The organism is Ralstonia sp. AU12-08 (assembly GCF_000442475.1).
GTDB classification, from domain to species: domain Bacteria; phylum Pseudomonadota; class Gammaproteobacteria; order Burkholderiales; family Burkholderiaceae; genus Ralstonia; species Ralstonia insidiosa.
In genome coordinates this window covers 1-19,581 of record NZ_ASZV01000011.1, presented here as the reverse complement: position 1 = coordinate 19,581, position 19,581 = coordinate 1, and the positions used below count along the sequence as shown (strand labels likewise).

Annotated in this window: 22 protein-coding genes; 2 read left to right on the top strand and 20 right to left on the bottom strand. The window is 66.0% G+C overall.

Features of this window, described 5'->3' with window-relative positions:
• Window positions 1–16 precede the first annotated feature (16 nt).
• From C404_RS38110 to C404_RS38035, 16 genes are all read right to left on the bottom strand, one after another.
• On the bottom strand, window positions 17–511 hold the full coding sequence (locus C404_RS38110) for a JAB domain-containing protein (protein ID WP_004265610.1): 495 nt from the start codon (window positions 509–511) through the stop codon (window positions 17–19).
• 193 nt (window positions 512–704) lie between these two features.
• Window positions 705–1,451: a DsbA family protein gene (locus tag C404_RS38105; RefSeq protein WP_003454752.1), complete on the bottom strand. Its 747-nt coding sequence runs from the start codon at window positions 1,449–1,451 to the stop codon at window positions 705–707.
• Window positions 1,452–1,464: 13 nt separating this feature from the next.
• Window positions 1,465–4,347 (bottom strand): conjugative transfer ATPase, encoded by a 2,883-nt coding sequence (locus C404_RS38100; RefSeq protein ID WP_021194024.1) that lies wholly within the window; start codon window positions 4,345–4,347, stop codon window positions 1,465–1,467.
• Window positions 4,347–4,781 (bottom strand): TIGR03751 family conjugal transfer lipoprotein, encoded by a 435-nt coding sequence (locus C404_RS38095; protein ID WP_004265606.1) that lies wholly within the window; start codon window positions 4,779–4,781, stop codon window positions 4,347–4,349. The genes C404_RS38100 and C404_RS38095 overlap by 1 nt, the downstream gene beginning before the upstream one ends.
• A complete protein-coding gene (locus tag C404_RS38090; RefSeq protein WP_031329113.1) occupies window positions 4,762–6,231 on the bottom strand; it encodes a TIGR03752 family integrating conjugative element protein in 1,470 nt (489 codons plus the stop codon). The genes C404_RS38095 and C404_RS38090 overlap by 20 nt, the downstream gene beginning before the upstream one ends.
• On the bottom strand, window positions 6,221–7,141 hold the full coding sequence (locus C404_RS38085) for a TIGR03749 family integrating conjugative element protein (protein WP_003454777.1): 921 nt from the start codon (window positions 7,139–7,141) through the stop codon (window positions 6,221–6,223). Before C404_RS38085 ends, C404_RS38090 begins: the two co-directional genes overlap by 11 nt.
• Window positions 7,138–7,830, bottom strand: a complete 693-nt coding sequence (locus tag C404_RS38080) for a PFL_4703 family integrating conjugative element protein (RefSeq protein ID WP_003454780.1) — start codon at window positions 7,828–7,830, stop codon at window positions 7,138–7,140. The genes C404_RS38085 and C404_RS38080 overlap by 4 nt, the downstream gene beginning before the upstream one ends.
• Window positions 7,827–8,255 (bottom strand): TIGR03750 family conjugal transfer protein, encoded by a 429-nt coding sequence (locus tag C404_RS38075; protein ID WP_003454784.1) that lies wholly within the window; start codon window positions 8,253–8,255, stop codon window positions 7,827–7,829. The genes C404_RS38080 and C404_RS38075 overlap by 4 nt, the downstream gene beginning before the upstream one ends.
• A 12-nt stretch (window positions 8,256–8,267) precedes the next feature.
• Window positions 8,268–8,645, bottom strand: a complete 378-nt coding sequence (locus tag C404_RS38070; protein WP_003454787.1) for a TIGR03745 family integrating conjugative element membrane protein — start codon at window positions 8,643–8,645, stop codon at window positions 8,268–8,270.
• A gap of 21 nt (window positions 8,646–8,666) precedes the next feature.
• Window positions 8,667–8,906: a TIGR03758 family integrating conjugative element protein gene (locus C404_RS38065; RefSeq protein ID WP_003454790.1), complete on the bottom strand. Its 240-nt coding sequence runs from the start codon at window positions 8,904–8,906 to the stop codon at window positions 8,667–8,669.
• Window positions 8,903–9,310 carry an integrative conjugative element protein, RAQPRD family gene (locus C404_RS38060; RefSeq protein ID WP_004265602.1) on the bottom strand — a complete coding sequence of 136 codons (408 nt, stop codon included), beginning with the start codon at window positions 9,308–9,310 and terminating at the stop codon, window positions 8,903–8,905. Before C404_RS38060 ends, C404_RS38065 begins: the two co-directional genes overlap by 4 nt.
• 205 nt (window positions 9,311–9,515) lie before the next feature.
• Window positions 9,516–9,992 carry a Mov34/MPN/PAD-1 family protein gene (locus tag C404_RS38055; RefSeq protein ID WP_003454794.1) on the bottom strand — a complete coding sequence of 159 codons (477 nt, stop codon included), beginning with the start codon at window positions 9,990–9,992 and terminating at the stop codon, window positions 9,516–9,518.
• The gene (locus C404_RS38050; RefSeq protein ID WP_003454796.1) at window positions 9,980–11,608 is read right to left on the bottom strand and encodes a ThiF family adenylyltransferase; all 1,629 of its coding nucleotides are present in this window, start codon (window positions 11,606–11,608) and stop codon (window positions 9,980–9,982) included. Before C404_RS38050 ends, C404_RS38055 begins: the two co-directional genes overlap by 13 nt.
• Entirely contained in the window at window positions 11,605–12,747 is a 1,143-nt protein-coding gene (locus C404_RS38045) for a CBASS cGAMP synthase (RefSeq protein WP_003454798.1), read from the bottom strand. The genes C404_RS38050 and C404_RS38045 overlap by 4 nt, the downstream gene beginning before the upstream one ends.
• Window positions 12,741–13,742, bottom strand: a complete 1,002-nt coding sequence (locus C404_RS38040) for a CBASS cGAMP-activated phospholipase (RefSeq protein WP_003454800.1) — start codon at window positions 13,740–13,742, stop codon at window positions 12,741–12,743. The genes C404_RS38045 and C404_RS38040 overlap by 7 nt, the downstream gene beginning before the upstream one ends.
• Window positions 13,743–13,747: 5 nt before the next feature.
• Window positions 13,748–13,972: a DUF2188 domain-containing protein gene (locus C404_RS38035; protein ID WP_003454802.1), complete on the bottom strand. Its 225-nt coding sequence runs from the start codon at window positions 13,970–13,972 to the stop codon at window positions 13,748–13,750.
• Window positions 13,973–14,248: 276 nt separating this feature from the next.
• Here C404_RS38035 and C404_RS38030 point away from each other — a divergent pair, with 276 nt between their 5' ends.
• A complete protein-coding gene (locus C404_RS38030; RefSeq protein WP_003454804.1) occupies window positions 14,249–14,635 on the top strand; it encodes a helix-turn-helix domain-containing protein in 387 nt (128 codons plus the stop codon).
• 2 nt (window positions 14,636–14,637) lie between these two features.
• On the top strand, window positions 14,638–15,507 hold the full coding sequence (locus C404_RS38025) for an ImmA/IrrE family metallo-endopeptidase (protein WP_003454806.1): 870 nt from the start codon (window positions 14,638–14,640) through the stop codon (window positions 15,505–15,507).
• A gap of 135 nt (window positions 15,508–15,642) precedes the next feature.
• Here C404_RS38025 and C404_RS38020 read toward each other — a convergent pair whose 3' ends face one another.
• The 4 genes from C404_RS38020 to C404_RS38005 form a co-directional block, all read right to left on the bottom strand.
• Window positions 15,643–16,392 (bottom strand): TIGR03747 family integrating conjugative element membrane protein, encoded by a 750-nt coding sequence (locus tag C404_RS38020; RefSeq protein WP_004265580.1) that lies wholly within the window; start codon window positions 16,390–16,392, stop codon window positions 15,643–15,645.
• Complete coding sequence (gene traD / locus C404_RS38015; protein ID WP_021194022.1) at window positions 16,389–18,548, bottom strand: type IV conjugative transfer system coupling protein TraD; 2,160 nt, start codon at window positions 18,546–18,548, stop codon at window positions 16,389–16,391. Before traD ends, C404_RS38020 begins: the two co-directional genes overlap by 4 nt.
• Window positions 18,549–18,568: 20 nt before the next feature.
• Entirely contained in the window at window positions 18,569–19,123 is a 555-nt protein-coding gene (locus tag C404_RS38010; protein ID WP_004265578.1) for an integrating conjugative element protein, read from the bottom strand.
• On the bottom strand, window positions 19,120–19,581 hold a 462-nt coding region (locus C404_RS38005; RefSeq protein WP_021194021.1), incomplete at its 5' end, for a lytic transglycosylase. The genes C404_RS38005 and C404_RS38010, both read right to left, overlap by 4 nt.

Here is a 19,581-nt window from a genome sequence, read left to right as displayed (position 1 = left end):
CAGGCGGTCAGCGGCGCTACAGCAGGCCGGATTCGGCGAAGGAGTACGGCGTGCCCTTGCCGACGATGAAGTAATCCACCACCCGGACATCGACTATCGCCAGGGCGGCTTTGAGCCGGTCGGTCAGCGCCTGATCGGCGGCCGAAGGCACGGTCATGCCAGATGGATGCTGGTGGGCCAGGATGACCGCCGAGGCGTTGAGGGCCAGGGCGCGCTGCACCAGCACCCGCGGGTACACCGAGGTTTGATCGACCGTGCCCTTGAACATCGGCTCGTAGGCGAGGACTTGGTGCTGAGAGTTGAGGAACACGACGGCGAAGACCTCGTTGGGCTCCGCGACCAGCTTCAGATGCAGGTAGTCGCGCACGGCGGCGGGACTGTTCAGCATCGGGCCGGCCTTGAAGATGCGTTGTTCCAGCAAGGCGATGGCCTGGCGGATGATCCAGTCTTCGTGCTGGGCGGCGATCAGGCTGAGCGACTCGGGACGCGAGTCGGCGACGACATAGGACATGGCGAACCTCCACGGGATGAAGTCGGAGGACGCCTGTCCCGGGAGGGACAAACCCTCCGGGGACGATGAAGAACAAGCGGCAGAAGAGCGGGCATCCGCCACCGCATGCACAGTGGCTGTTCGCGTCCAGGGATGCGCAGCGAACGGGGTCGATCAGCACGGCCAAGCCGCGTCGTAGCCTTGAAGATCGTGGCTACCTGGGCATGTCTCCGAGAGACTCGGCAGGCATTTCCTTCGATGCGGGCTCGGCCGCTGCACTGGCCGCCAGCAGGTCGATCGCGGACAGCAAGGCATCTCCTTCGACCGGGCCGTGCAGCAGCAGCGTCTTGCCGGACTGGCGATCCTGCAGGCGCAGCGTGGGCGTGACCTTGATGCCCTCCTGCGCCGCGCTCGCCGACTGTGCGCGGATCAGCGCATCGGGGCGGTCGCTGTCGAGGCACTGCTGCGCGGCCGGCGTGAGGTCGGGATAGCGCAGGCCCTCGGGCAGGCCCTGACCGTCGCCGCGGGTGTGCGTGTAGACCCACTCGGCGGCCTGCCAGAACGCGGCCTGGCCGCCGGCCTCGCCGACGCACTCCACCAGGCGCGCACCGGCAGACGCGGCCGGCTCGTGCAACGGCAACGGCAGGTGATGCCATTGCCAGCTCACGTCCGGGTGCGCGTCGATCCAGCGCTTGAGCACTGCGAAGTAGGCGCGGCAGAACGGGCATTCGAGGTCGGCGTACTCGACCACCGTGAAGCGCGCATCGGCGCGGCCATAGCGCCAGGGCGGGCCGGCTGGTGCCGTTGCCGGCGCAGGCGTTGCTTCTGCCGAAGGAAAATCGGGTTCGGCGGGCGGCGACTGCGGCCGCAGGCCGAGCCATGCGGCCGTTGTCAGGGCCGCGGCCATCAGCAGCGCGACGACAAGGACGGTGCGGGACGGCGCGAAGCGAGGGATGCGCATCGTGGACTCCCCGTCACGCCAGCGCATCGAGCACCAGCGGCTCGATGCTGCGGGCGCGGTCGATCTTCTCGGCGATCTTGAAAGCGGCGTCCAGTTCGCCGATGCCGTACTGCTGCATCAACTGGAAACGCTCGGCCTTCTCTTCCGGCTCGGTCTGAGCCAGCGCCAGGTACAGGCTGGGCGGCACCGCGCGGAATAGCACTTCCATGCTCTTGGAAAGGATCACGCCCTCGCTGAACTTGCCGGCCTCCTTGCGGGCCGACAGCATCAGCGCCTTCTGCGCCGCGTTCAGCTCGCGAAAGCGCGCGATCTTCTCCACCTCGTCGGGCGGCATCGAGAGGCAGATCCACCACTCGATCATGTTGAGCATGGGCTCGGCGGCCTTGGGCAGGTCGTCGATGTTCTGCGTCGCCAGCCAGTACCAGGCGCCGAGCTTGCGCCACATCTTCGTGATCTTGACGACGTAGGGCGCAAGCAGCGGGTTCTTGGTGATGATGTGCCCCTCGTCCGTCACGTTGATGATCGGCCGGCCGAGGAACTGGTCGCGCTCGGCGATGTTGTTGACCGTGTTGATAAGGCTGATGTAGGCGATGGAAAGCTGCGCGTTGTAGCCCTCGCGTGCGAAGGTCGCCAGATCGACGATGGTGATGTCGGCCTCGGGCCAGGGCGTGCCGGGCCGGTCGAACATCTCGCCGTCCACGCCCTGGCAGAACATATCCATCGCGTCGGCCATTTCCAGCAGCCGCGCGCGCCGCACCTCGGGTAGTGCCGTATCGCGGGCGCGCTCGCGCAGCGCATCGCGCACGTCGCGCGTCAGGACGGTGCGCTGGTTGGCCACGCAACGCTGGGCCGCATCGAGGATGCACTGGCGGATCAGGCTGCGGTCGGCGCGCGTCATGCGCGCCTCTTCCTTGTCCTCGCCGCCGGTGATCATCAGCCGCGCGGTGATTTCCAGTTCCCCCAGCACGTCACGCTGCTCGTCGGCATCCGCTGCCTGTGCCGCTTCGTCGCGGTCCTCGTCCAGGGCGTCGGCATCCAGCGTCTGCACCTGGCTGGGCGTTTCCACCAGCCGGTGGGCGTCGGCGAACGGCGCGAGGCTCACCCCGGCACCGGGGGCCAGCTTAACGCGATGCACCTTCATGCCTAGCCGCGCCGCGAAGTCGCCGAACAGGCCGAAGCTGTTGCCCGCCTCGACGATGAACAGCCGCGGCCGGTAGATCGCCGTCACCTGGTTCAGGATGTTGTTGAGCGTGGCGCTTTTGCCCGAGCCGGTGGGACCGAACAGGAACAGGTGAGCGTTCATCTGCCGGTCGAGCCGGTTCAGCGGGTCGAAGGTGATCGGCCCGCCGCCGCGGTTGAAGAACGTGATGCCCGGATTGCCGGTGCCCTGGCTGCGGCCCCACACCGGCGCGAGGTTCGCCGCGTGCTGCGCGAACATCAGTTGCGTGTACCACTGGCGCTTGTCGGTGGCCGGATCGAACACGCACGGGAGCCAGCGCAGGTAGCTGTTGAGCGGCGCCACCTCGTCTTCCTCGCGCACCGGCTGCAGGCCGGCGTTGAGCATGACGTTGACCAGTTGCAGGCCGCGGGCGTCGAGCTGCGCGAGGTCGCGTCCGCGCAGATAGAAGGCAAGCGCACCGCGGTAGAGCTTGTGCGCGCTGCCGATCAGCCCGCGCGCTTCCTGCACGTCGCGGCGCGTCTGCTCCGAAGCCAGCGTCTCGCCGACCGACTTCTTGCTCAGGTGGTTCAGGTGCTCTTCGAGCACGTCCTGCGGCGTCGCGACGACGGTCAGGCACATCACCGTGTCCTCGGGCATCTGGTCGAACAGCGCGTTGACGGCATCGCCGCCCTTGCGCGTTTCGCCGGTGACGTGGCCGGTCGCAGGCGGCATGCGCAACCGGTCCATCACGATGATCCGGTGCGGCATGCCGTCGAGCAGCCACGTGCCGTTCGCCACGTCCGAGCGCGGCTGGCCGAAGAACAGGCGCTGCGCGAAGTCTCCGCTGGCCAGCTCGATCTCGCCGTCTTCGACTGCCTCGGGGTAGCGCGTGAGCGCATAGAAGCGCTCGCGGTCGTCGGCGCTGGGGCCGAGCAGCGTCGGGTGCGGGTTGAACCAGCGCAGCAGCCAGTCGTGGATGTCGGCCGCCTCCATGCGGCGGGATTTCACGCCCGCGTTGGCGAGGCCGCCCACGAGCCGGTCGCAGATCGTCGTCAACGCCTGCTCGGGGGACTGGCCGCGCCGCGATGCGGTCGTAGCGTTCGCGCGCCGGTAGACCACCATTCGCACGCGCCGGACCTGGCCGCGCCACGGCAGCCGCGTCACCGTGGTGTCCTCGAACAGCCCGCCGGGCTTGGCAATGGCGCGCAGGTGGTGCCCAAAGAAACGCAGGTAGAAGTCCGTGAAGGCGCTGCCCTGGGCGCGCGGCCGCACATAGTCGGCCAGCCCGCGCAGGTAGGTGTCCCAGGTCGATTCGTCCTGGGCGTAGAGCTGCACGACCCACGGGTTCTCGTCGAGTTCGTCGAACGAGTCCTGCAGCGCGTTCTCCAGTGCATCGCGTGCCTGCCACAGCCAGGCCATCTCACGGCCTTCGGTGCCGACCGGGGCCAGTTCGAAGAAGCCCGCAACCGACTGGCCGTCTTCCAGCAACATGCTCTTGGAGCCGGGCAGGTACTCCATCCACGGCAACAGGTCGGCGAAGGACGGTGCCACGCCGTAGAGCGCCTGCAGGTCCGCTTCGGTGGTCGGCGGGCGCGGCTGGCTGCCCATCGCGCTGCCGGGCTCGGGAATGCCGTGCGCGGCCAGCGTCGAGACATGCTGCGACCAGGCGTCATCGGCATCCAGGTCGGGGCCGGCGGGCGTGACGGCCTTGCGTGCCCAGGGCAACGACCAAGCCATCAGTAGTCCTCCAGGCGCTCGCCAGGCATCGCGTACTGCACGCGCTGGTAGAGCGGGAACACGGTGGTGTAGCCGGGCACGGGCACCGGGTCGGTGCCGGCCAGGTGCGGGAACACGTACATCACTAGGTCCGGGTTCGGCAGGCGTCGGAACTGGCGGTAAATCTCGTTGGCCGCGGTGCGCGTGTAGGCGGCAGCGGCGGCGGGCACCGCCTGCACGTCGGCCTCGGTCAGCGGCCGGCGCAAGTCCTGGCGTGCATCGAGCAGTTGCCGCGCTGCCTGCCCACCACCGGCGCTGCCGCCCGTCTCCTGATTCCACACGTCGAGCATGGTGTGATCGCCGTGCGGCAGCAACTTGTCCTTGCTGGTGGCGCAGCCGCCCAGCACCAGGACCGCGCACAGGATCGCGGCCGATTCAATCCAAATCCGACGCATGCTTGCCTCCGATGCGTTGATTGACCCGGCGCCCCTTGGCGTCGTAGTCGATGTTGAGCGGCTGCTCCAGATGCACCGCGACCTTGGCGCCGGGCCGCACGTAGACGGCGGCGAAGGCTTGGCCGTAAAGCTTGTTGACCCAATCGGCCATGTCGCGGACGCCCCCGGCCAGGATGCGGCCCATCGCCTCGTTGCCGCTGATGCCTACCGTGCCAAGCGAGCCGTTGCTGTTAGCGACCACGGCCACGCTGCCGTTGTCCGACTTGATCAGTGAAGCGGCGCCGGCGCCGGCCGCGGTGATGAGGGCTTGCGAACCCAGGTACTGCTGCGCGTTGCTGCGCCGTTCGCCGCTGACGCAGGGGATGCCGTAGGGATCGCTGATCCAGCCCAGGCCGCCTTGCGTCGTGCTGTTTGCACCATTGCCCTGGCCGCCGCCGCTCTGGTTGCGGTTGCCGTCCTCCGGCATCGTGCGCACCGTGCCGTCGTTGAAGACGAACGTCACCGAGCGAATCTGGCCGCGCACGCAGGAAAGCGTCCAGTCGCCCGAGGCCGTGCCGCTGACCACCGCGCCCGCCACGTCGGGAATGTCGATGCCGTTGGCGGTGAGGTTGTCCGGGCCGATCAGCACCTTGAAGGGGTACGGGTCGTTGACCGTGCCGTCGATCGGCACGCGGCCGATCAGCGCGGTCATCGCGATGGAGCCCATCAGCGTCGAGTTCGACGGCACCGTGTAGACCGGCTTGGACGACGTGCCCACGGCGCGGCTGCCTGCATCCGCGACGGTGCTGGCCACGTTGTCGGCCGTGTCGGAAAGCGTCTTCTGCGCCGGCCCGAAGCTGGTCGGAAAGTTCAGGCCGCCGCTGCTGCCGTTCTTCGCCGAAGGCTTCGCATCGTCCGGTTCCACCCAGCGCGTGCCGCTGGTGCTGCGCGCGGCGCCGCCCTGGCTGCCGCTGAAGCCCTTGCCGTCGCCGTCCTCCAGGCCGAGCCCGACCGGCAGATCGGCCTGGCCGCCCTTGCCGGAAAGCCCATCCAGGCGCCGCTGCAGGTCTTGCAGCAGGCCCTGGGTCTGCTGGCGGTCGCCGGCCAACTGCTCGCGGTCCTGCTGCAGGCGGCCGCGTTCACCATCCAGCGCGGACTGGATGCGCTGGTCGATCGCGCTTTCCCGCGCGCGCATACGCTCGTTCTCGCTCTTCTGGTTCTTGTTGTCGTTGAGCGCCGTCTGCAGCTCGTTGCGCAACTGCTTGACCTGGGCCACCAGTGTGGCAACGGTATCGCGCGGCGTGTCGCCCTCGATGCCCAGCGCCTTCATCTCTTCGGGCGTGAGCGAGTTGGCGCTGCCGGCCGGAACGGGCTTGGCGCCGCGATCCCCGGAGAACATCTTGATGCCGACGAACAGCAGCACCAGCGCCATCGGGATCAGCAGCCACTTCAGGAGGGGGTTACTTTTCATGGCGGGCACCTCCTTCGGCCTGGCCGGCCGCCGCGGCCGGCGGCAGGTTCACCGTCGCGTCGATCGGTGAGAGCTTGGGCAGCAGCGACTCGGCCAGGCCGTGGCCACGGGTCACGAGGTAGACCACCGTGGTGTCGGCGGCGCGGCCGGCCGGCGCCAGATTCGGGTGCTGGAAGGTCGCGGCGAGAAAGTCGCCCTGCAGCGCGCGGGGATCGAGGTCGAGCCAGCGCCCGGAGGCGTTGGTGAGCTTCACCGCCGTCACCCACTGGTCTTCGAGCCGCCAAGCGGCCAGCGCCTGCGCACGCACCGGCAGTGTGGGCAGCAAGGTGGAAAGCTCCAGCCCACGGCGCAGATTGACGCGGCCGAGGCCGGGAACGGGCTCCACGGTGCGCAGCGGCGCGTAGAGGTTCTGCGCCGCATAGCGCGTGAGCACAACCGCCACCGGCGTGGCGCGCTTCGCTGCGGGTACGGTGCGCTCCGCATCGTCGTCCGCCGGCTTGGCCGGCTCGCCGTAGCGCGTCGCCGGCACGTCGCCTTCGACGATGCGCACGGGTTCGAGTGCAGGCTGGCCCGCCTTCGCCGGCTCGGCCGCGATGTCCAGCAGGATCAGCGCGCCCGACTCCACGTCCTGCAGTTGCAGCCGTGTGGGCGGGATCGGCGCGCTCGCGCGCAGGTAGATCGCGCCACCAGCGCTCTGCACGCGCAACTGCTCGCCAACCGTGGGCGGCACACCGATGCGCACGTTGCGCTCGATGAACACCACGCGCTCCTGGCCGACCACCAGCGGCACCGCCAGCGGCAGGCGCTCCCAGCGCAGGATTTCGACGGCATGGGCCGCAGGCACGAAGGCCAGGCACAGCAGCAGGCCAGCCAGGGCCGCCGCAGATGAACGCTTCACGAGGGACTTCATGGGGTGTCTCCCTGCAAGTTGGAGCCGGCGCTTGCGGCCCGGCCGGGCGGCGCCGCAGGCGGCGGGGTCTCGATGCGCTCCGGCGCGCGTGCATGGCAGTCCAGCGCCAGGCCGAAGGGGTTGCGCTCGGGGTCCACGTCCATGCGCACAACCTTGAGTGCATAGCGCACGAGCGCGCGCTTGACCTGCTCGGCGCCCAGGTACTCGTCGGCGCTCACGTCCAGCGTGACGATCCAGTTGTTGGCCGACACGGTGCGCACGCGCATGGCCGGCTCGTCGCCGTAGCCGCGGCCGGGAATCTCGTAGATGCCGCGCACGCGCTGGCGTAGCTCGCCGTTGCTGCGCCGGAATTCGTAGTCCTGCTGCAGGAAGGCACGGCAGCTCGGCGTGAAGTACGCAGACAGTGCATGCAGGTTGCGCGGGTAGTCCTGCTCGCCATTGGTCGGCCAGCGCTGGGCCTGCTGCCAAATGTAGAAGGTGAAGGCGTAGACGCTCTCCGGCGGCACGTCCCACCACTTGCGCGTGCTGCCCGAGCGCAGGTCGGGTGGCACGTGGATGGTCAGGCTCTTGGGTGCGCTCCACCAGCCGAAGCCGAGCAGCAGCGCCACGACGAACAGTGCGGCGCCAGCCAGGCGCAAGGTCTTCACATGCGCCTGCAGGTGCGCGACCTCGTTCTTGAATCGGCTCATGGTCTACCTCGACGCAGGGACGGATCGGGCCGCAGGCGCCGCGTGGACCACCAGCCCGACCGGGTGATGAGCTGGCCCCCGCCCGCATGCGCAGCCAGCGCGGGGTAGCGCAGCGCGAGGCGCCACTGGAGCTGGCGGTACAGCCAGGTGTCGGGCCGGCCGCGCTTCCACCGCCGCAGCAGGCCGCCGCCCACGAAGACACCGACACCGATGCCGGCGACGATCAGCGTGGGCACCATCGCGATGCTGTGCGTCAGCCAGGCCAGCGGTACGCCGGCCACGAGACCGGCCGCGCCGGACAGCCCGGCGCAGACCCACAGCTCGTCGGCCGTGAGCCCGCGCACGACCACCGGGTGGCGGTTGAGGCGGTGCGGCAGGAAGGTCACGAGCCCGTCGCGCGACGGACTCTCCAGGGCGCCGGCCATCGTTGCCGGGCCTTACAGGACGCCGGTAGCCTTGGTCAGCAGCCAGATGCCGACGACCAGCAGGATCGCGCCCACCGCGACGGTCAACCCGAACTGCCCCCACGTTGCGCGGCCGGTGTGGATCTCGGCGTAGCGCGTGTAGGCGTGGTAGCAGACGCCGACGAACATCGAGGCGACGACGAGCAGCGCGATCAGCAGCACGATGTCGTAGCCGTAGTTTTGCAGCGTCTGCATGATGCCGCTGCCGGTGCCGCGCGACGGGTCTTCCAGCGTGGGAAGGTCGGCGAACGACGGCAGCGGCGTGGCGGCGATGCCCAGCGGGATCAGCAGCGCGGCGATGCGCGCGGCGGGCCGCGACGTGGGACGGCGAGAAGTAGCGGGAGCGTTCATGGCGAAGTACCTTTCATGGGGTCAGGACAGGAGGAAAAAGCCCAGCACCAGGTACATCGCGACGAAGCGCACGATGACGCCGAGGAACTGGCGTTGGGTCAGGTGGTGCTCGGCCCAGCCGACATAGGCAGTGCGCATCGCCCACACGCCCCACAGCAGCAGGATGGCGAAGACGAAGCCGAGCACGACGGTGGAGACGGCCCCGGGCGCGAAGCCGCCGTTGGCCGTGAAGGCGGCGACCTGATCGGCGGAAGGCGTCATGACGACGGCGCCTCCTTGGGCGACGTCGCAGGCGCCGCGTTACTGCGCGTGTAGTCACCGGCCAGCGGCACGGGATCACGCGGCTGGGCGCGTTGCGGAACGAGGTAGTCGCGCACGCCGGTGCGCACGCGCTCCAGGTCGGCGCGCAGCCGCGCGTAGTCGAAGTGGTAGCGGGCGCGCTCCTGCGGCGCGGTGGTGGCGGCGTGCTCGGCGAGGCGGTCCAGCAGTTCGAGCTGGCGCGTTACCGCGGCGAGCATCTCGCGCTCCGCAGCGTTGTCGGAGGCGTCAGCGGCGATGGCGGGCTGCAATCCGGCAGCGGCAAGCAGCAGCGCGGCAACACGCACGGCCCAGGGTGCCTCGACGGCGAAGCGCCGAACCTGCGCGGGATTGCGAGTGGTTTCCATCGAGCCGTTCTCCGAGGGATGCGGATGGCTCGATGCTCAAACGGCCGGTCTTCCGGCGCCGCAATCAATCGGAACCGGCCAGCCACCGCTTTCCGCGGCAAACTCCGCTGCAGAGGAAGGAATTTCCCCGATGACGTCGTCTTTAATGCACTACCGTCTGAGTGGAGGTGCAAGTCAAGACGATGATGGTTGTTGCGCTAGTGCTCTACTCCACGGGGAAGAATATCGACCCTTCGCCTGATCTCGGCACCAACTCTGCATACAGAGATCTACGCCCGATGATGACAGCGAGCACTGGCCGCTTGTCCCGACGCTGCGCTGCCAACAAAGTCCATTCAGATCTGTCAAGGCTAGAAGGCTGGGGATGGTCTTCCGGGTGGGTATGCCATTCGCCTAAATAGCGGACAGTTCCCTGACTCGCCGTCCATCGCGACAACGCAATAGCCTCATGACCAAACGGCATCCGCTCGAACAGATAGCGAAACCGCTTGTCCCACGCGGTAGGAACCGTCGCCTGCTCAATGAGCAAATGGGCTCCATGTACAGAACCAAGCAAGAGTCCGCCCGCTTCGCAGTCGGCATCACTAGCCTGGATATGCTGACTGAATGTCTCCAGCGTCTGGGTCGAAAAATGCAGCAACCTGCTCTTGTCGCCAGTTGCCCAGGACCCTAGGAATTGCATAGAGGGCAATCATGATCTCGCAGAGGATCGCAGTCAGGCGTGGCCAGATGATGGGTCTGGTCGATCAGCCGGGTCCGCAATGCAGGAGAGTGGACGCCCTTGACCCAATCAAGGGCCATCTCAGCACCCAAGCTGGCTGCCTGCACCGACACCGAAGCCGGAAATGGCACATACAAGCCCTCGCACCCGTGGCCTGCCAAGATGTTAGGCAGAGCATCAATGGTCGAGCGAAGTTCGCCTCTTCTGTGGCTCTGCCATAGGCATCGGTAGCACGCACCCGATGCGTTCGTTCTCAGGAGCGCACGCACAGCCGTTCCCGGCCCTTCGATCCAAACAGAAAGCATGGGCGTGGGAGCCCTGTAGCGGCCGCACAGCCAATGCCCGAGGGATTCTTCGCCGGTGGCATCGATGAGTAGGTCCAGCTTTCCCAGTTGGGCCTGTCTCACGTCCACGGGGAGCGCATGAACCTCGACGCCTGGCGACAAGCGCTTGAGTTCCTTCGCCATCGCCTCAGCCTTGTTCGACAACAGGTCCGGGAAGCCGAGCCGATGCCGTCCGATGTTCTGTGGAAGGAGGCCATCAAAATCCACCAGCGTGAGTTTCCCTCCGCATGATCCTGCCCCGGCCTTGACCAGCATGTCCGAGAGGTATCCGCCGATCGTGCCGCAACCCACAAGTGCGATTCGTTTCCCCGCCAACGTTTTCGACTTGGGGATGTTGCGCTGGGCCAGATACCGGTCATCGATCCTGATCACTGAGACGGGCATTACCTTCAGCCCAAAACTCGAATCCCTGCGATCAGCAAGCTTGGTCTTTTGACTCACTTGGTGGTCAAAGAGCACGGCAAAGCCGTAGGTCATCAGTGGCGATTCGATGATGATCAGGACGCCATTTGCTTTTTTGCTTTGCCCTTCCTTGATTCGTTCGTGAATCTTGCGCCGACACCGTGGGTCCAGGGTGCTTTGCCAAGCCAAGACGTCCCCCACCGTTTCGGGGGGCCAGTGGCTGGTTAGTGGGCGGGGTTGCGCGGTGGTCTTGACCCGGTATGTCAGCACCGTTTTATCAGTGACCTGGTAGCCGAGTGAATGCAACTTTCTTGTTGTTCGATCTTCGTTGTCGGTGATGAACCAGAGTGGATTCCCATTGGCTTGCGCAACGATACAGTTTTGTCGCCCCAGATCTTCGCCTTGCATGTCCACAAAACAAAGCCAGCCGTTCCAGTAGGCAAAGAACTCTTCGGCGAGATCTTCGATCATCTCGCCCTTCAAGATCTGCCCGAGCACCGCTGCCGCCCGTTGCAGGCACGCCAAGGACTGCCCTACAGGATCGTAGATGTCCAGCACGACAGTTCCCTTGGCCAGATAGCAAAGGCCGCCCTCCGCGCCAAGATGAGGAACTGCATTGGGCAGTTCAGGCGGAATTTCGAGCAGCCGAATGCGAGGCAGGTCGAAGAAGGTAGGGTCGAGCTGAACCTCACATGGAATGCCATCGTCCGCGCCGCACGGGATCAACGGCCCCCTCAGCTTGAACCAGCCGTCGTCCGTCTTGCCGACAAACTCGAAGCCTTGCAGCCTGAAGGCTTCGACCACATCGGAGACCACGGCGACGCTGCTCATCCGGCCTTCGTGCGCCCGACCAATTCGCTCGGACCAGCCGTAGCCGGCGCTGCGGCAATGGTGGCGACAACGGATACCACCTTGACCCGGTCCGGCTCGTTCGGAAAACGCGGACCGAATTCGCCTTGCATCCAGACGCAGGCCTGTGAAGGGCTGCCGGCGTTGGTGGCTCCGCGCAGCACTTTTTCGAATGCTTCGAACGCTTTCGCAGCCTCTTCGACGCCCTCTTTACCAAGGCGTGCAGTAAGCGACTCCGACTCATCAACGGGGTTGTTCACCCCCGCGCGCAGCCGGGCCGGCAATGCCGCGACGACATCCAGCAACGCCAGGTCGTCGCGCCGATCCCGCTTCTCGAATAGCGGAGCCGCAGCGGCCATCAACAGAATCGAAGCCGGTCCACCGCTCGACCACCGCCAATCGCGAAACGCCTTCAAGTAGCGAATCACGCGGCGGAACTGTTCGCCCTTGGCCTCCACCTCGCCCAAAAACCATTCCTTCACAGGCCTGGGGTCGGAGGGCATCCAGTTGCACTCGCGGTGAGCCAGGAGCACTTTATCAGCGGGCAATGCCGTCCAGGCATCCCGCTCTGCCATGTTCACCGCCTCCGTCAGCGAGTCATAGCCGTATCGCTCCATCGAGGCTTTCGCGAGCGTGACGAATTCTTCGTCGGGGATGGCGTACAACGGAATGTCGATGTGGGCATAGGCCGCAATGACAATCCGGATGCATGTCGGCTTGTCGGTGACAAGCTTCCAGTGCTTCTCCTCGACCAACAGCCTCAAGGCTTCTTCAGCAGCTGCAAAGAACACCGTTGTGGCCCTGCTGGGACGCTTCGTCTGCGAGACAAAACTCAACGGCAGATAGCAACCATCATCGACATCCGCCTGCTGGGGCCGTTGTGCCGGGCCGTTCAAGGTCTTGTACGCCCACGATCCTTGCGTGAAGAAGCGTGGCTGCGGCACGTCGTCCGTGTACCCGCGTTCGCGCAGCACGCGCGGAATTCCGGTGCGAAGGCAGTTCCTGACATCATTTCGGGCGCTGGCGATCCAGGCTCGTTGCTCGGGCGACAGATCCAGCTCGTCATGCATGCAGGATTCGTCATCGACGGTGGTAAAGAAAAGCGGGCTCAGGTTCAGCATTCGGCCTCCGGCACATTCTTGTTGGGGCCGTGATAGAAGGTGGGTGCGCCGGCCTGGTGCGCTCGAAACGGTTGGAAAAGAGGGTCGCCAAGCGCGCGCTGCGCTGCATGATTGCCGCGGTCCTTCAGCGTATTCGTGGCGCCGATGGAAACCCGGTCCAGCGCCTTTACGTCCTTGCTTTGATCGGGCGTGGCCTTGTCGTCGATCTGGAAGTAGTTGCTACCCAACGACTGGCGCAGCATGTAGTCCACCGACGACTCCTGGGCAGAGATCACCAGATCGAACAGCCCTCCGCGCCACTTGCCGAATCCGCGGTCGAGGCTGGCGCCGCCACGGACGGTTGCACCGATCGTCATCGTGCCGATGGACAGCACCCGGACCAGTGCATTCTGTTTCGGCGCGAGGAACGTATTGACTTCGTGCAGCCCGAACAGTCCTGGCGCATTGCCGACCAGTCCTCCATCCGCAAAGACGCCACGATCGTTGCGCGCTAGCGGAAAGTAAACGGGCGCAGCGGCGGTCGCCAACGCCACATCCACGATCCTCATGCGGTGGTCCATCTCAAATGAGGGATGGTGAGGCGTTTTGAAGAACTGGCCGCGCCCCGTCGAGTAGTTGACGGCTGGCACGAGAACGCGGTGCTTCAAGTTGCCGATCGTGGCGTCTTGAAAGCGCTCGGTCAGCACGCCCCGCAACCCTGCGGAGTCGTGCTTGGCGGTCAACCAGAAGCCCAGAAGGCGCCGAGCGAGACTTCGGCAACCAAAGATGCGGGAGCCCTGTCGTTCGAACAAGGCTTTGAGTTCAATGGCGGGGATTTCCGCGGCCAGCCCCAAGGCCAGCATCCCGCCTGCAGAGGTGCCGCAGATCAGGTCGAAGTGCGAAGCGATGGGGCGGCCTAGCACGGCTTCAAGCTCGGCAAGAACCGTCGCTGTGTACAAGCCGCGATAGCCGCCCCCAGACAGGGCGAGCACATGGTAGGTGGGCACGCCCATCATGGCACTCAGCCCTTCGGCGGGAAGGAGTCGTTACCGTGGCTGTCCTTGTCACGGATGCGACCGTCCGGACGGTGGATGACCAGTTCGGACTGCTGGTTGCGTGCGATGTCCCGCGCCGCGTCAATGGCCTGCTGCTGCGTATCGTGCACGGAGGTTGCCCGTTGATTGCCGGCACCCTTGACGGCCCAACCGTCCTGGTGAGGAACTACATGCTGATTTTTGCCTGTCATGGCGAATTTCCTAAAGTTGAACCATCGAGACCCCGGCCAGCCGGCCGGGTTGCCAATGACCACCGGTTGAAGCAAAATTCGTTGCTCTTGCAGACAACGGGCGAGTCAAGCCAAATCAACTTGCTGCAGTCGTAGAACTCACTTCTGTTGTCTGGCTGGACAACAATGTATCAGACTTGGTGCCAAACTGCAAATGGTGGGCTTGGTGCCGCAGAACGCAACTGCTTCGGACCGGACACACACCGTTGTCCGCCGCAGCCACAAGGAACGGAACGGATGTCACAAACAGGCCTGGGCGTCGCCCTCAAGACGCTACGCGAGCGCAGAACCCTCTCATTGCGCGAAATCGGTCAACTGTCTTCGGTGGACCATGCCTATGTCCACCGGCTGGAGTCCGGCGAAAAGACAAATCCGTCAGTGGACTTAGTCGAGAAGCTGCTGAAGGTTCTCAAACCAGGTGAAAGAGATGCTGCGCTGGTGATGTGGCTTGTCGACCATGCGGAGGCCGATCCCCGCCTTGTTGAATTCGTGCTGAACGATCCTTCCATCAGCATCGACATCTTTTCGGCTGCAGCAGGCGTGAGGCATCGTGGAAATACAAGGCCCGATCCCGCGACACTGATCGCCCGGATACAGCGAGCATTCGAGGACGAGGATGACTGAATATGGATGAAGCGGATGTCACACAGAAAGCACGGGCCTTTGTTGCGAAGGTTGATGTGTCCGGCATCCGAGAAGACCTGACGCCCTATGTGGTCGCGGCCAACGCCAAAGTCAAGAAAGAGGAGCTTAGTGAGGGGGAGTCCGGCTACACGATCACCAAGCCGAATGGCAAGCACGTGATCACGGTGAATTCGCTGGAGACAGAAGAACGCCAACGCTTCACCATCTGCCACGAAATTGCGCATATCGTCCTTGCGCTGGAATCGAGCCACGAAGAGGTGCCGTCCTGGTCCTATGCGAAGCGGCATCCGAACGAAATCGCATGCGACACTTTCGCCGCCGAGTTGCTGATGCCGTATCAGCAATGGCTATCGCTTGTGCCCAAGGAAGAACCTTCGCTGGAGCTGATCCAGGGCATGGCGGCGCTTTTCAGCACATCATTTCCCGCCGCTGCGTCGCGGTTCGCCTCCCTCAGCGACATCCCTTGCGCCTTCGTCACCATGGAGCGCGGTGCAGTGCGCTACGCGGCACGCTCCACCAGTTTGCGACAGGCTGGGGCTTGGATATCTCCCAGGTCTGCCATTCCTGTCGGCTCTGTGGCTCACCGTCTCCGTTCTTCAGGCAGCAGTGCTGCCGACACAGATGAGGTTGCACAAGACATCTGGTTCGACAACTGGGAAAAGGGCCTCGATCTCTGGGAACTCTCCAGGCACTACGCACGTACTGACACCACGACCTCGCTGCTCTGGTTCGACAGCGACGATTTACCTGAGGTCGAAGTGAACCGCTTCGGTGTACGCGTCGAGGACGACGGTGGCTTGGCTGAACTCACTGGGCAGCTACCGTGGCCGGGACGCAGCAGGCGCCGCTGAGACCATTTGCGTTCGTGTGTCTGAGTGGCCACATGGCCTCGAAGATGTAGGGTGGATGCAGTGTCAAAGGTCAAAAGATGTTTGGTGTCGATGAGTCGCCATGAAGAGTGAGACGGAGATTATCTTGAACCGCTTTCACAGATACTTCTTGAACGTCGCCGACGCGATGCACACCGCGACGCCGAGCAGCGCCGCGCTGGGCAGCAGGATCAGCAGCGGATGCACGCTGACCGGCAGCGCGAGGTAAGTGACCCAGGGCAGCACCGCCAGCGGCATCAGGCTGGCTCTCGCCCGGTGGTAGACGAAGCCCGATTCGCGGCCGGCGCCGAAGCCGCGCACGTCGCGGCGCACGAGCCCGTCCACCAGGCCGGTGAAGGCCGCCATCAGGAACAGCGGCAAGGTCAGGACCAGCACCAGCAGCCGCACGAGGAACACCAGCACTGTGTACGCCGAGGCGATCAGGTAGCTCTCGACATGCACGTAGAGCTGACCGATGTAGTAGCGGAAGTCCTGCGCCTGGCTGCGCGCGCCGGCACGCGATTGCGCCGCCGCGTCGCGTATCCAGTCCAGCAGGCCCGTTTTCACGAACAGTCCTTGGTAGGCCCACTCGACGAGCTGGAGGGCGCTGCGCCCCGGCTCCTGCACCAGCACGCTTTGCGTGAAATGCTCCGAGACCTGCGACAGCTCGTAGTTCAGCATGCCCTGCGCATGGCGCCAGCCCTGCTCGGGCCAGAAGAAGTGCATGCCGATGCACTCGATCGCGATGCACAGCACCAGCGAACCGGCCAACACCCCGAACAGCCGGAACGGCAGCGTGATGAGGCCTGCGATCAGGCCCTGCTGGCGAACCTGCTGGCGCTGGACGGCGACGGCGGGGTCGCTCATCCCGTGGCCCCTTCATCCGCGCTGGCCATCTGCTTGAAGTCGGCGAGCAAGTCGTCGGGCAGTGCTTGGTCCTGCAGTCCGGGAAGCCCATTGTTGTCCCACCAATCGCCGGCCTCGACGTAGTGCTGGCGCATGTAGCCGGCCAGCTCCTGCAAATCCTTGGGCATGGCCTCGTCGGGGTCGGGCGCCGGCAAGGGCATGCGCACCTTCCAGAGGTGCCCGCCCTCGATCAGTGCAAAGCACTGGCCCTTGGGCAGCCCGACCACGTGCGCCGGTTCAATCAGCGGCACGCTGTTGCTGCTGATGCGGTCCTGCGTGTTGGAGGTGAAGGCGGTGTTGCCGGTCGGGTCCGAGCTGTCGGTGGCGCCGCTCATCACCGTCGTCGTGTAGACCTCGACCTTGGGCAGTTGCCGCGTCAGCAGTTCGGCCGTGGCGGTCTCGCGCACGCGCAGCATGAACAGGTTGTTGAAGTTGCCCACCACCTGGCCCGCCTTCGCGCGGTTGCCGATGCGTGCCTCGATGTCCGAGAGGGTCTGCGTGTAGGCCGTGACCTGGACGCCCGCGCCGCCGCCCTTGTTGACCATGGGTATGAACTCGTCGCCCATGAGTTCGTTGAACTCGTCGGCATGGACGTTGATGGGCACCTTGATGCCCGTCGCGGCACCCGGCAGGCCGTCGTCGATGCCGAACTTGTAGATGTGACCCGCGACGGATACGAGGTCGGAGAACATCGAATTGCCGACCGCCGCCGCGACTTCCGCGTCCGACAGTGCATCGAGGCCGACATAGACCACGGCCCGCTTCCTGATGATCTGCATCCAGTCGAAGATCGGGCGTGGGTCGGCGAGGTCCGAATAGTTCGGCGCCAGCAACTGCGCGATCTTGCCGGTGGTCAGCTTCTCCAGCAGCGGTAGGAGCGATGCGACGATCTTGTCGAAGTACGTCCTGTCGTAGCGCACCGCGCTGCGCAGGCCGTCGAGCACAGGGTCGTAGATGCGCACCTGCGACAGGTACTGCTCCAGCGCGACGACGCGCTTCTCGCGGCCGATCATGTTGCGCGGGATGTTCTTGTCGTTCAGCTTGGCTTCGAGCTGGACGATGACCTCCCAGGCCTTGGGCTCGTTCCGGGCGAAGTAGTGCTGGGCGTACTCGATGAACAGCGCATCGATGTTGATGACATGGCGCTGGATCAGCAGGTAGTCGGGCCGCTGCCCCAGCTCGACCAACGCCCGCGCGATGATGTTGACGAAGCGCCAGGCGAACTCGCGGAACGCCGCGCTGTTGCCTTCACCGGAAAGCTGGCCGGCGATGCGCGTGGCAACTTCCGAGATGCGTCCGAAGCGGCCCACCGCGTTGTAGCGGGCGCTGATGTCCGGCCAGCCCAGGTGGAAAACGTAGAACTCGCCTTCGCGTCCGGCGCGCTTGGCCTCCACGTACATGCGCTTCAACAGATCCGCATCGCCCTTGGGATCGAAGACGATCACGACCTCGTGCTGTCCATTGACCTTGCGCCGGATGTCCTGCGTGATGAACAGCTCGGCCAGGCGGGTCTTGCCGACGCGCGTGGTGCCTAACACCAAGCTGTGGCCGACGCGCTCGGCCAACGGCAGGGTGACGTCGACCTCGTGCGGCTCGATGCCGTGCAGCCGCGGCAGGCCGCCCACCGGCGGCAGCGGCCGCGCCGGGTTCAGCGGGCTGTCCCAGGCCAGGGCCTTCGCCATCTTGGACAACGGGTACGGCGCGAACTCCAGGCGCTCTTCCATGCGCCGTGCCATCCGATAGATTGCCGTCGGCTCCACGTAGCGACGGAACTCCGACCGATACGTCTGCATCAGTCGGTGCGTGTGACGCTGGTCCCAGTGGAAGCCCCGGCCGACGAACAGCCGCTGCTGGCTGACCGGCACGTCGCGGCTGGTCATCACGTAGCGCGGCAGGCGCCGGATGTTGCGCCGGTAGCGCAGGATGGCCCAGGCGTCGCGAAAGCGCAGCGCGCCGAAGGTGAGGAAAGCGAGCGCGCTGCCCAGGCCCAGCAAGGGACTCAGCGCGAGCGACCACGGGGCCACCAGGCACAGAAACGCGGCGCCCGCACAGACCGCGACGGTGTATAGCTCCACCGCTGGCCGCAGCAAGACTTCGACGGCTTGGGACTGGGGCATGGCGGGTGCTTCACGTCACGTCAGGGCTCGATGCCGGTGGCGGTGATCAGCACCGGGTAGTGCTTGAGCCCCAAGCGCTGCGCCAGCTCGTCGCCCGAGGCCGGCGACAGCATCAAGCCCGGTGCGAGGCGACGCAGCGCGGCCAGGGCTTCGGGCGTCGCCACGTTGACCACCAAGCCCACGGCGCGTAGCGCCTGCAAGTCCTTGCCCCGTCGTTGGAGCCAGGCTCGTGAGCGGTCGTCGTCGCCGATCAGGAACAGCGGCGTCAGGCCCGGCGCGCGGATCACGCGGCGCGGCTCGTCGCCGGGTGTCAGCCGCATCGAGCGCACCGGCAGCATGGCCGCCTCGGCTTCGGCCGGGCCGCCAATGCGCGGCTTGGTTTGCGGCGTGGCTGGCTGACCGGGCTGCGCATCCTGCGGATTCAAGGCCCGGTAGTACGGCAGCGCCGAGGTGCCGCCTTTGTCCTCGACCACGATCAGCGGCGGGGAACTGTTCTTGGTAACGGGGCCGCGGTCCTGCGCGTCTGCGGTGGTGGCCAGCAGCGCCGCAGTCGCGGCGACGAGGATGCGGTTCATGGCATGGGACTCCGGGCAGAGGGAAGTGAGGCTCCCGGCCCGAGCACGCGGGTCAGGTGCTGGTGGACGCTGCGGCGGTAACGGGCGGCGGGCGCCCCGCCCGCGGGGCGGTGGTAGCGGCCGATGGCGACCAGCCAGTCCTCGCCCGGCGTGTGCTGCTCCTGCAGGATTTCCGCGGCGATGGCGAGGTTGCGGTATGGGTCGAGCAGCTCGCAGGGATGCGCGTAGCGGTGCGCGTGGTAGCCGAGGTTGACCTGGCCGAGGCCGGCGTCGATGCGGTTGACCGGCGTGCGGGCGAGCGCCCGGCGGATGCCGGCGCAGGCCTCGGCCCGCGTGGCATAGCGTTCGGCGCGGCCGGCGACGTTGAGCGTCCACGGCCACGGGATCAGCCGGCCGCGCAGCCGGGCGCCGCTCTCCTGCAGCGCCACCGCATACAGCACCGGCGACGGCACGCCCGC

Coding starts and splice junctions, on each gene's coding strand:
- C404_RS38110 (WP_004265610.1), bottom strand. CDS start 511: ATGTCCTATGTCGTCGCCGACTCGCGTCCCGAGTCGCTCAGCCTGATC.
- C404_RS38105 (WP_003454752.1), bottom strand. CDS start 1,451: ATGCGCATCCCTCGCTTCGCGCCGTCCCGCACCGTCCTTGTCGTCGCG.
- C404_RS38100 (WP_021194024.1), bottom strand. CDS start 4,347: ATGGCTTGGTCGTTGCCCTGGGCACGCAAGGCCGTCACGCCCGCCGGC.
- C404_RS38095 (WP_004265606.1), bottom strand. CDS start 4,781: ATGCGTCGGATTTGGATTGAATCGGCCGCGATCCTGTGCGCGGTCCTG.
- C404_RS38090 (WP_031329113.1), bottom strand. CDS start 6,231: ATGAAAAGTAACCCCCTCCTGAAGTGGCTGCTGATCCCGATGGCGCTG.
- C404_RS38085 (WP_003454777.1), bottom strand. CDS start 7,141: ATGAAGTCCCTCGTGAAGCGTTCATCTGCGGCGGCCCTGGCTGGCCTG.
- C404_RS38080 (WP_003454780.1), bottom strand. CDS start 7,830: ATGAGCCGATTCAAGAACGAGGTCGCGCACCTGCAGGCGCATGTGAAG.
- C404_RS38075 (WP_003454784.1), bottom strand. CDS start 8,255: ATGGCCGGCGCCCTGGAGAGTCCGTCGCGCGACGGGCTCGTGACCTTC.
- C404_RS38070 (WP_003454787.1), bottom strand. CDS start 8,645: ATGAACGCTCCCGCTACTTCTCGCCGTCCCACGTCGCGGCCCGCCGCG.
- C404_RS38065 (WP_003454790.1), bottom strand. CDS start 8,906: ATGACGCCTTCCGCCGATCAGGTCGCCGCCTTCACGGCCAACGGCGGC.
- C404_RS38060 (WP_004265602.1), bottom strand. CDS start 9,310: ATGGAAACCACTCGCAATCCCGCGCAGGTTCGGCGCTTCGCCGTCGAG.
- C404_RS38055 (WP_003454794.1), bottom strand. CDS start 9,992: ATGCAATTCCTAGGGTCCTGGGCAACTGGCGACAAGAGCAGGTTGCTG.
- C404_RS38050 (WP_003454796.1), bottom strand. CDS start 11,608: ATGAGCAGCGTCGCCGTGGTCTCCGATGTGGTCGAAGCCTTCAGGCTG.
- C404_RS38045 (WP_003454798.1), bottom strand. CDS start 12,747: ATGCTGAACCTGAGCCCGCTTTTCTTTACCACCGTCGATGACGAATCC.
- C404_RS38040 (WP_003454800.1), bottom strand. CDS start 13,742: ATGATGGGCGTGCCCACCTACCATGTGCTCGCCCTGTCTGGGGGCGGC.
- C404_RS38035 (WP_003454802.1), bottom strand. CDS start 13,972: ATGACAGGCAAAAATCAGCATGTAGTTCCTCACCAGGACGGTTGGGCC.
- C404_RS38030 (WP_003454804.1), top strand. CDS start 14,249: ATGTCACAAACAGGCCTGGGCGTCGCCCTCAAGACGCTACGCGAGCGC.
- C404_RS38025 (WP_003454806.1), top strand. CDS start 14,638: ATGGATGAAGCGGATGTCACACAGAAAGCACGGGCCTTTGTTGCGAAG.
- C404_RS38020 (WP_004265580.1), bottom strand. CDS start 16,392: ATGAGCGACCCCGCCGTCGCCGTCCAGCGCCAGCAGGTTCGCCAGCAG.
- traD (WP_021194022.1), bottom strand. CDS start 18,548: ATGCCCCAGTCCCAAGCCGTCGAAGTCTTGCTGCGGCCAGCGGTGGAG.
- C404_RS38010 (WP_004265578.1), bottom strand. CDS start 19,123: ATGAACCGCATCCTCGTCGCCGCGACTGCGGCGCTGCTGGCCACCACC.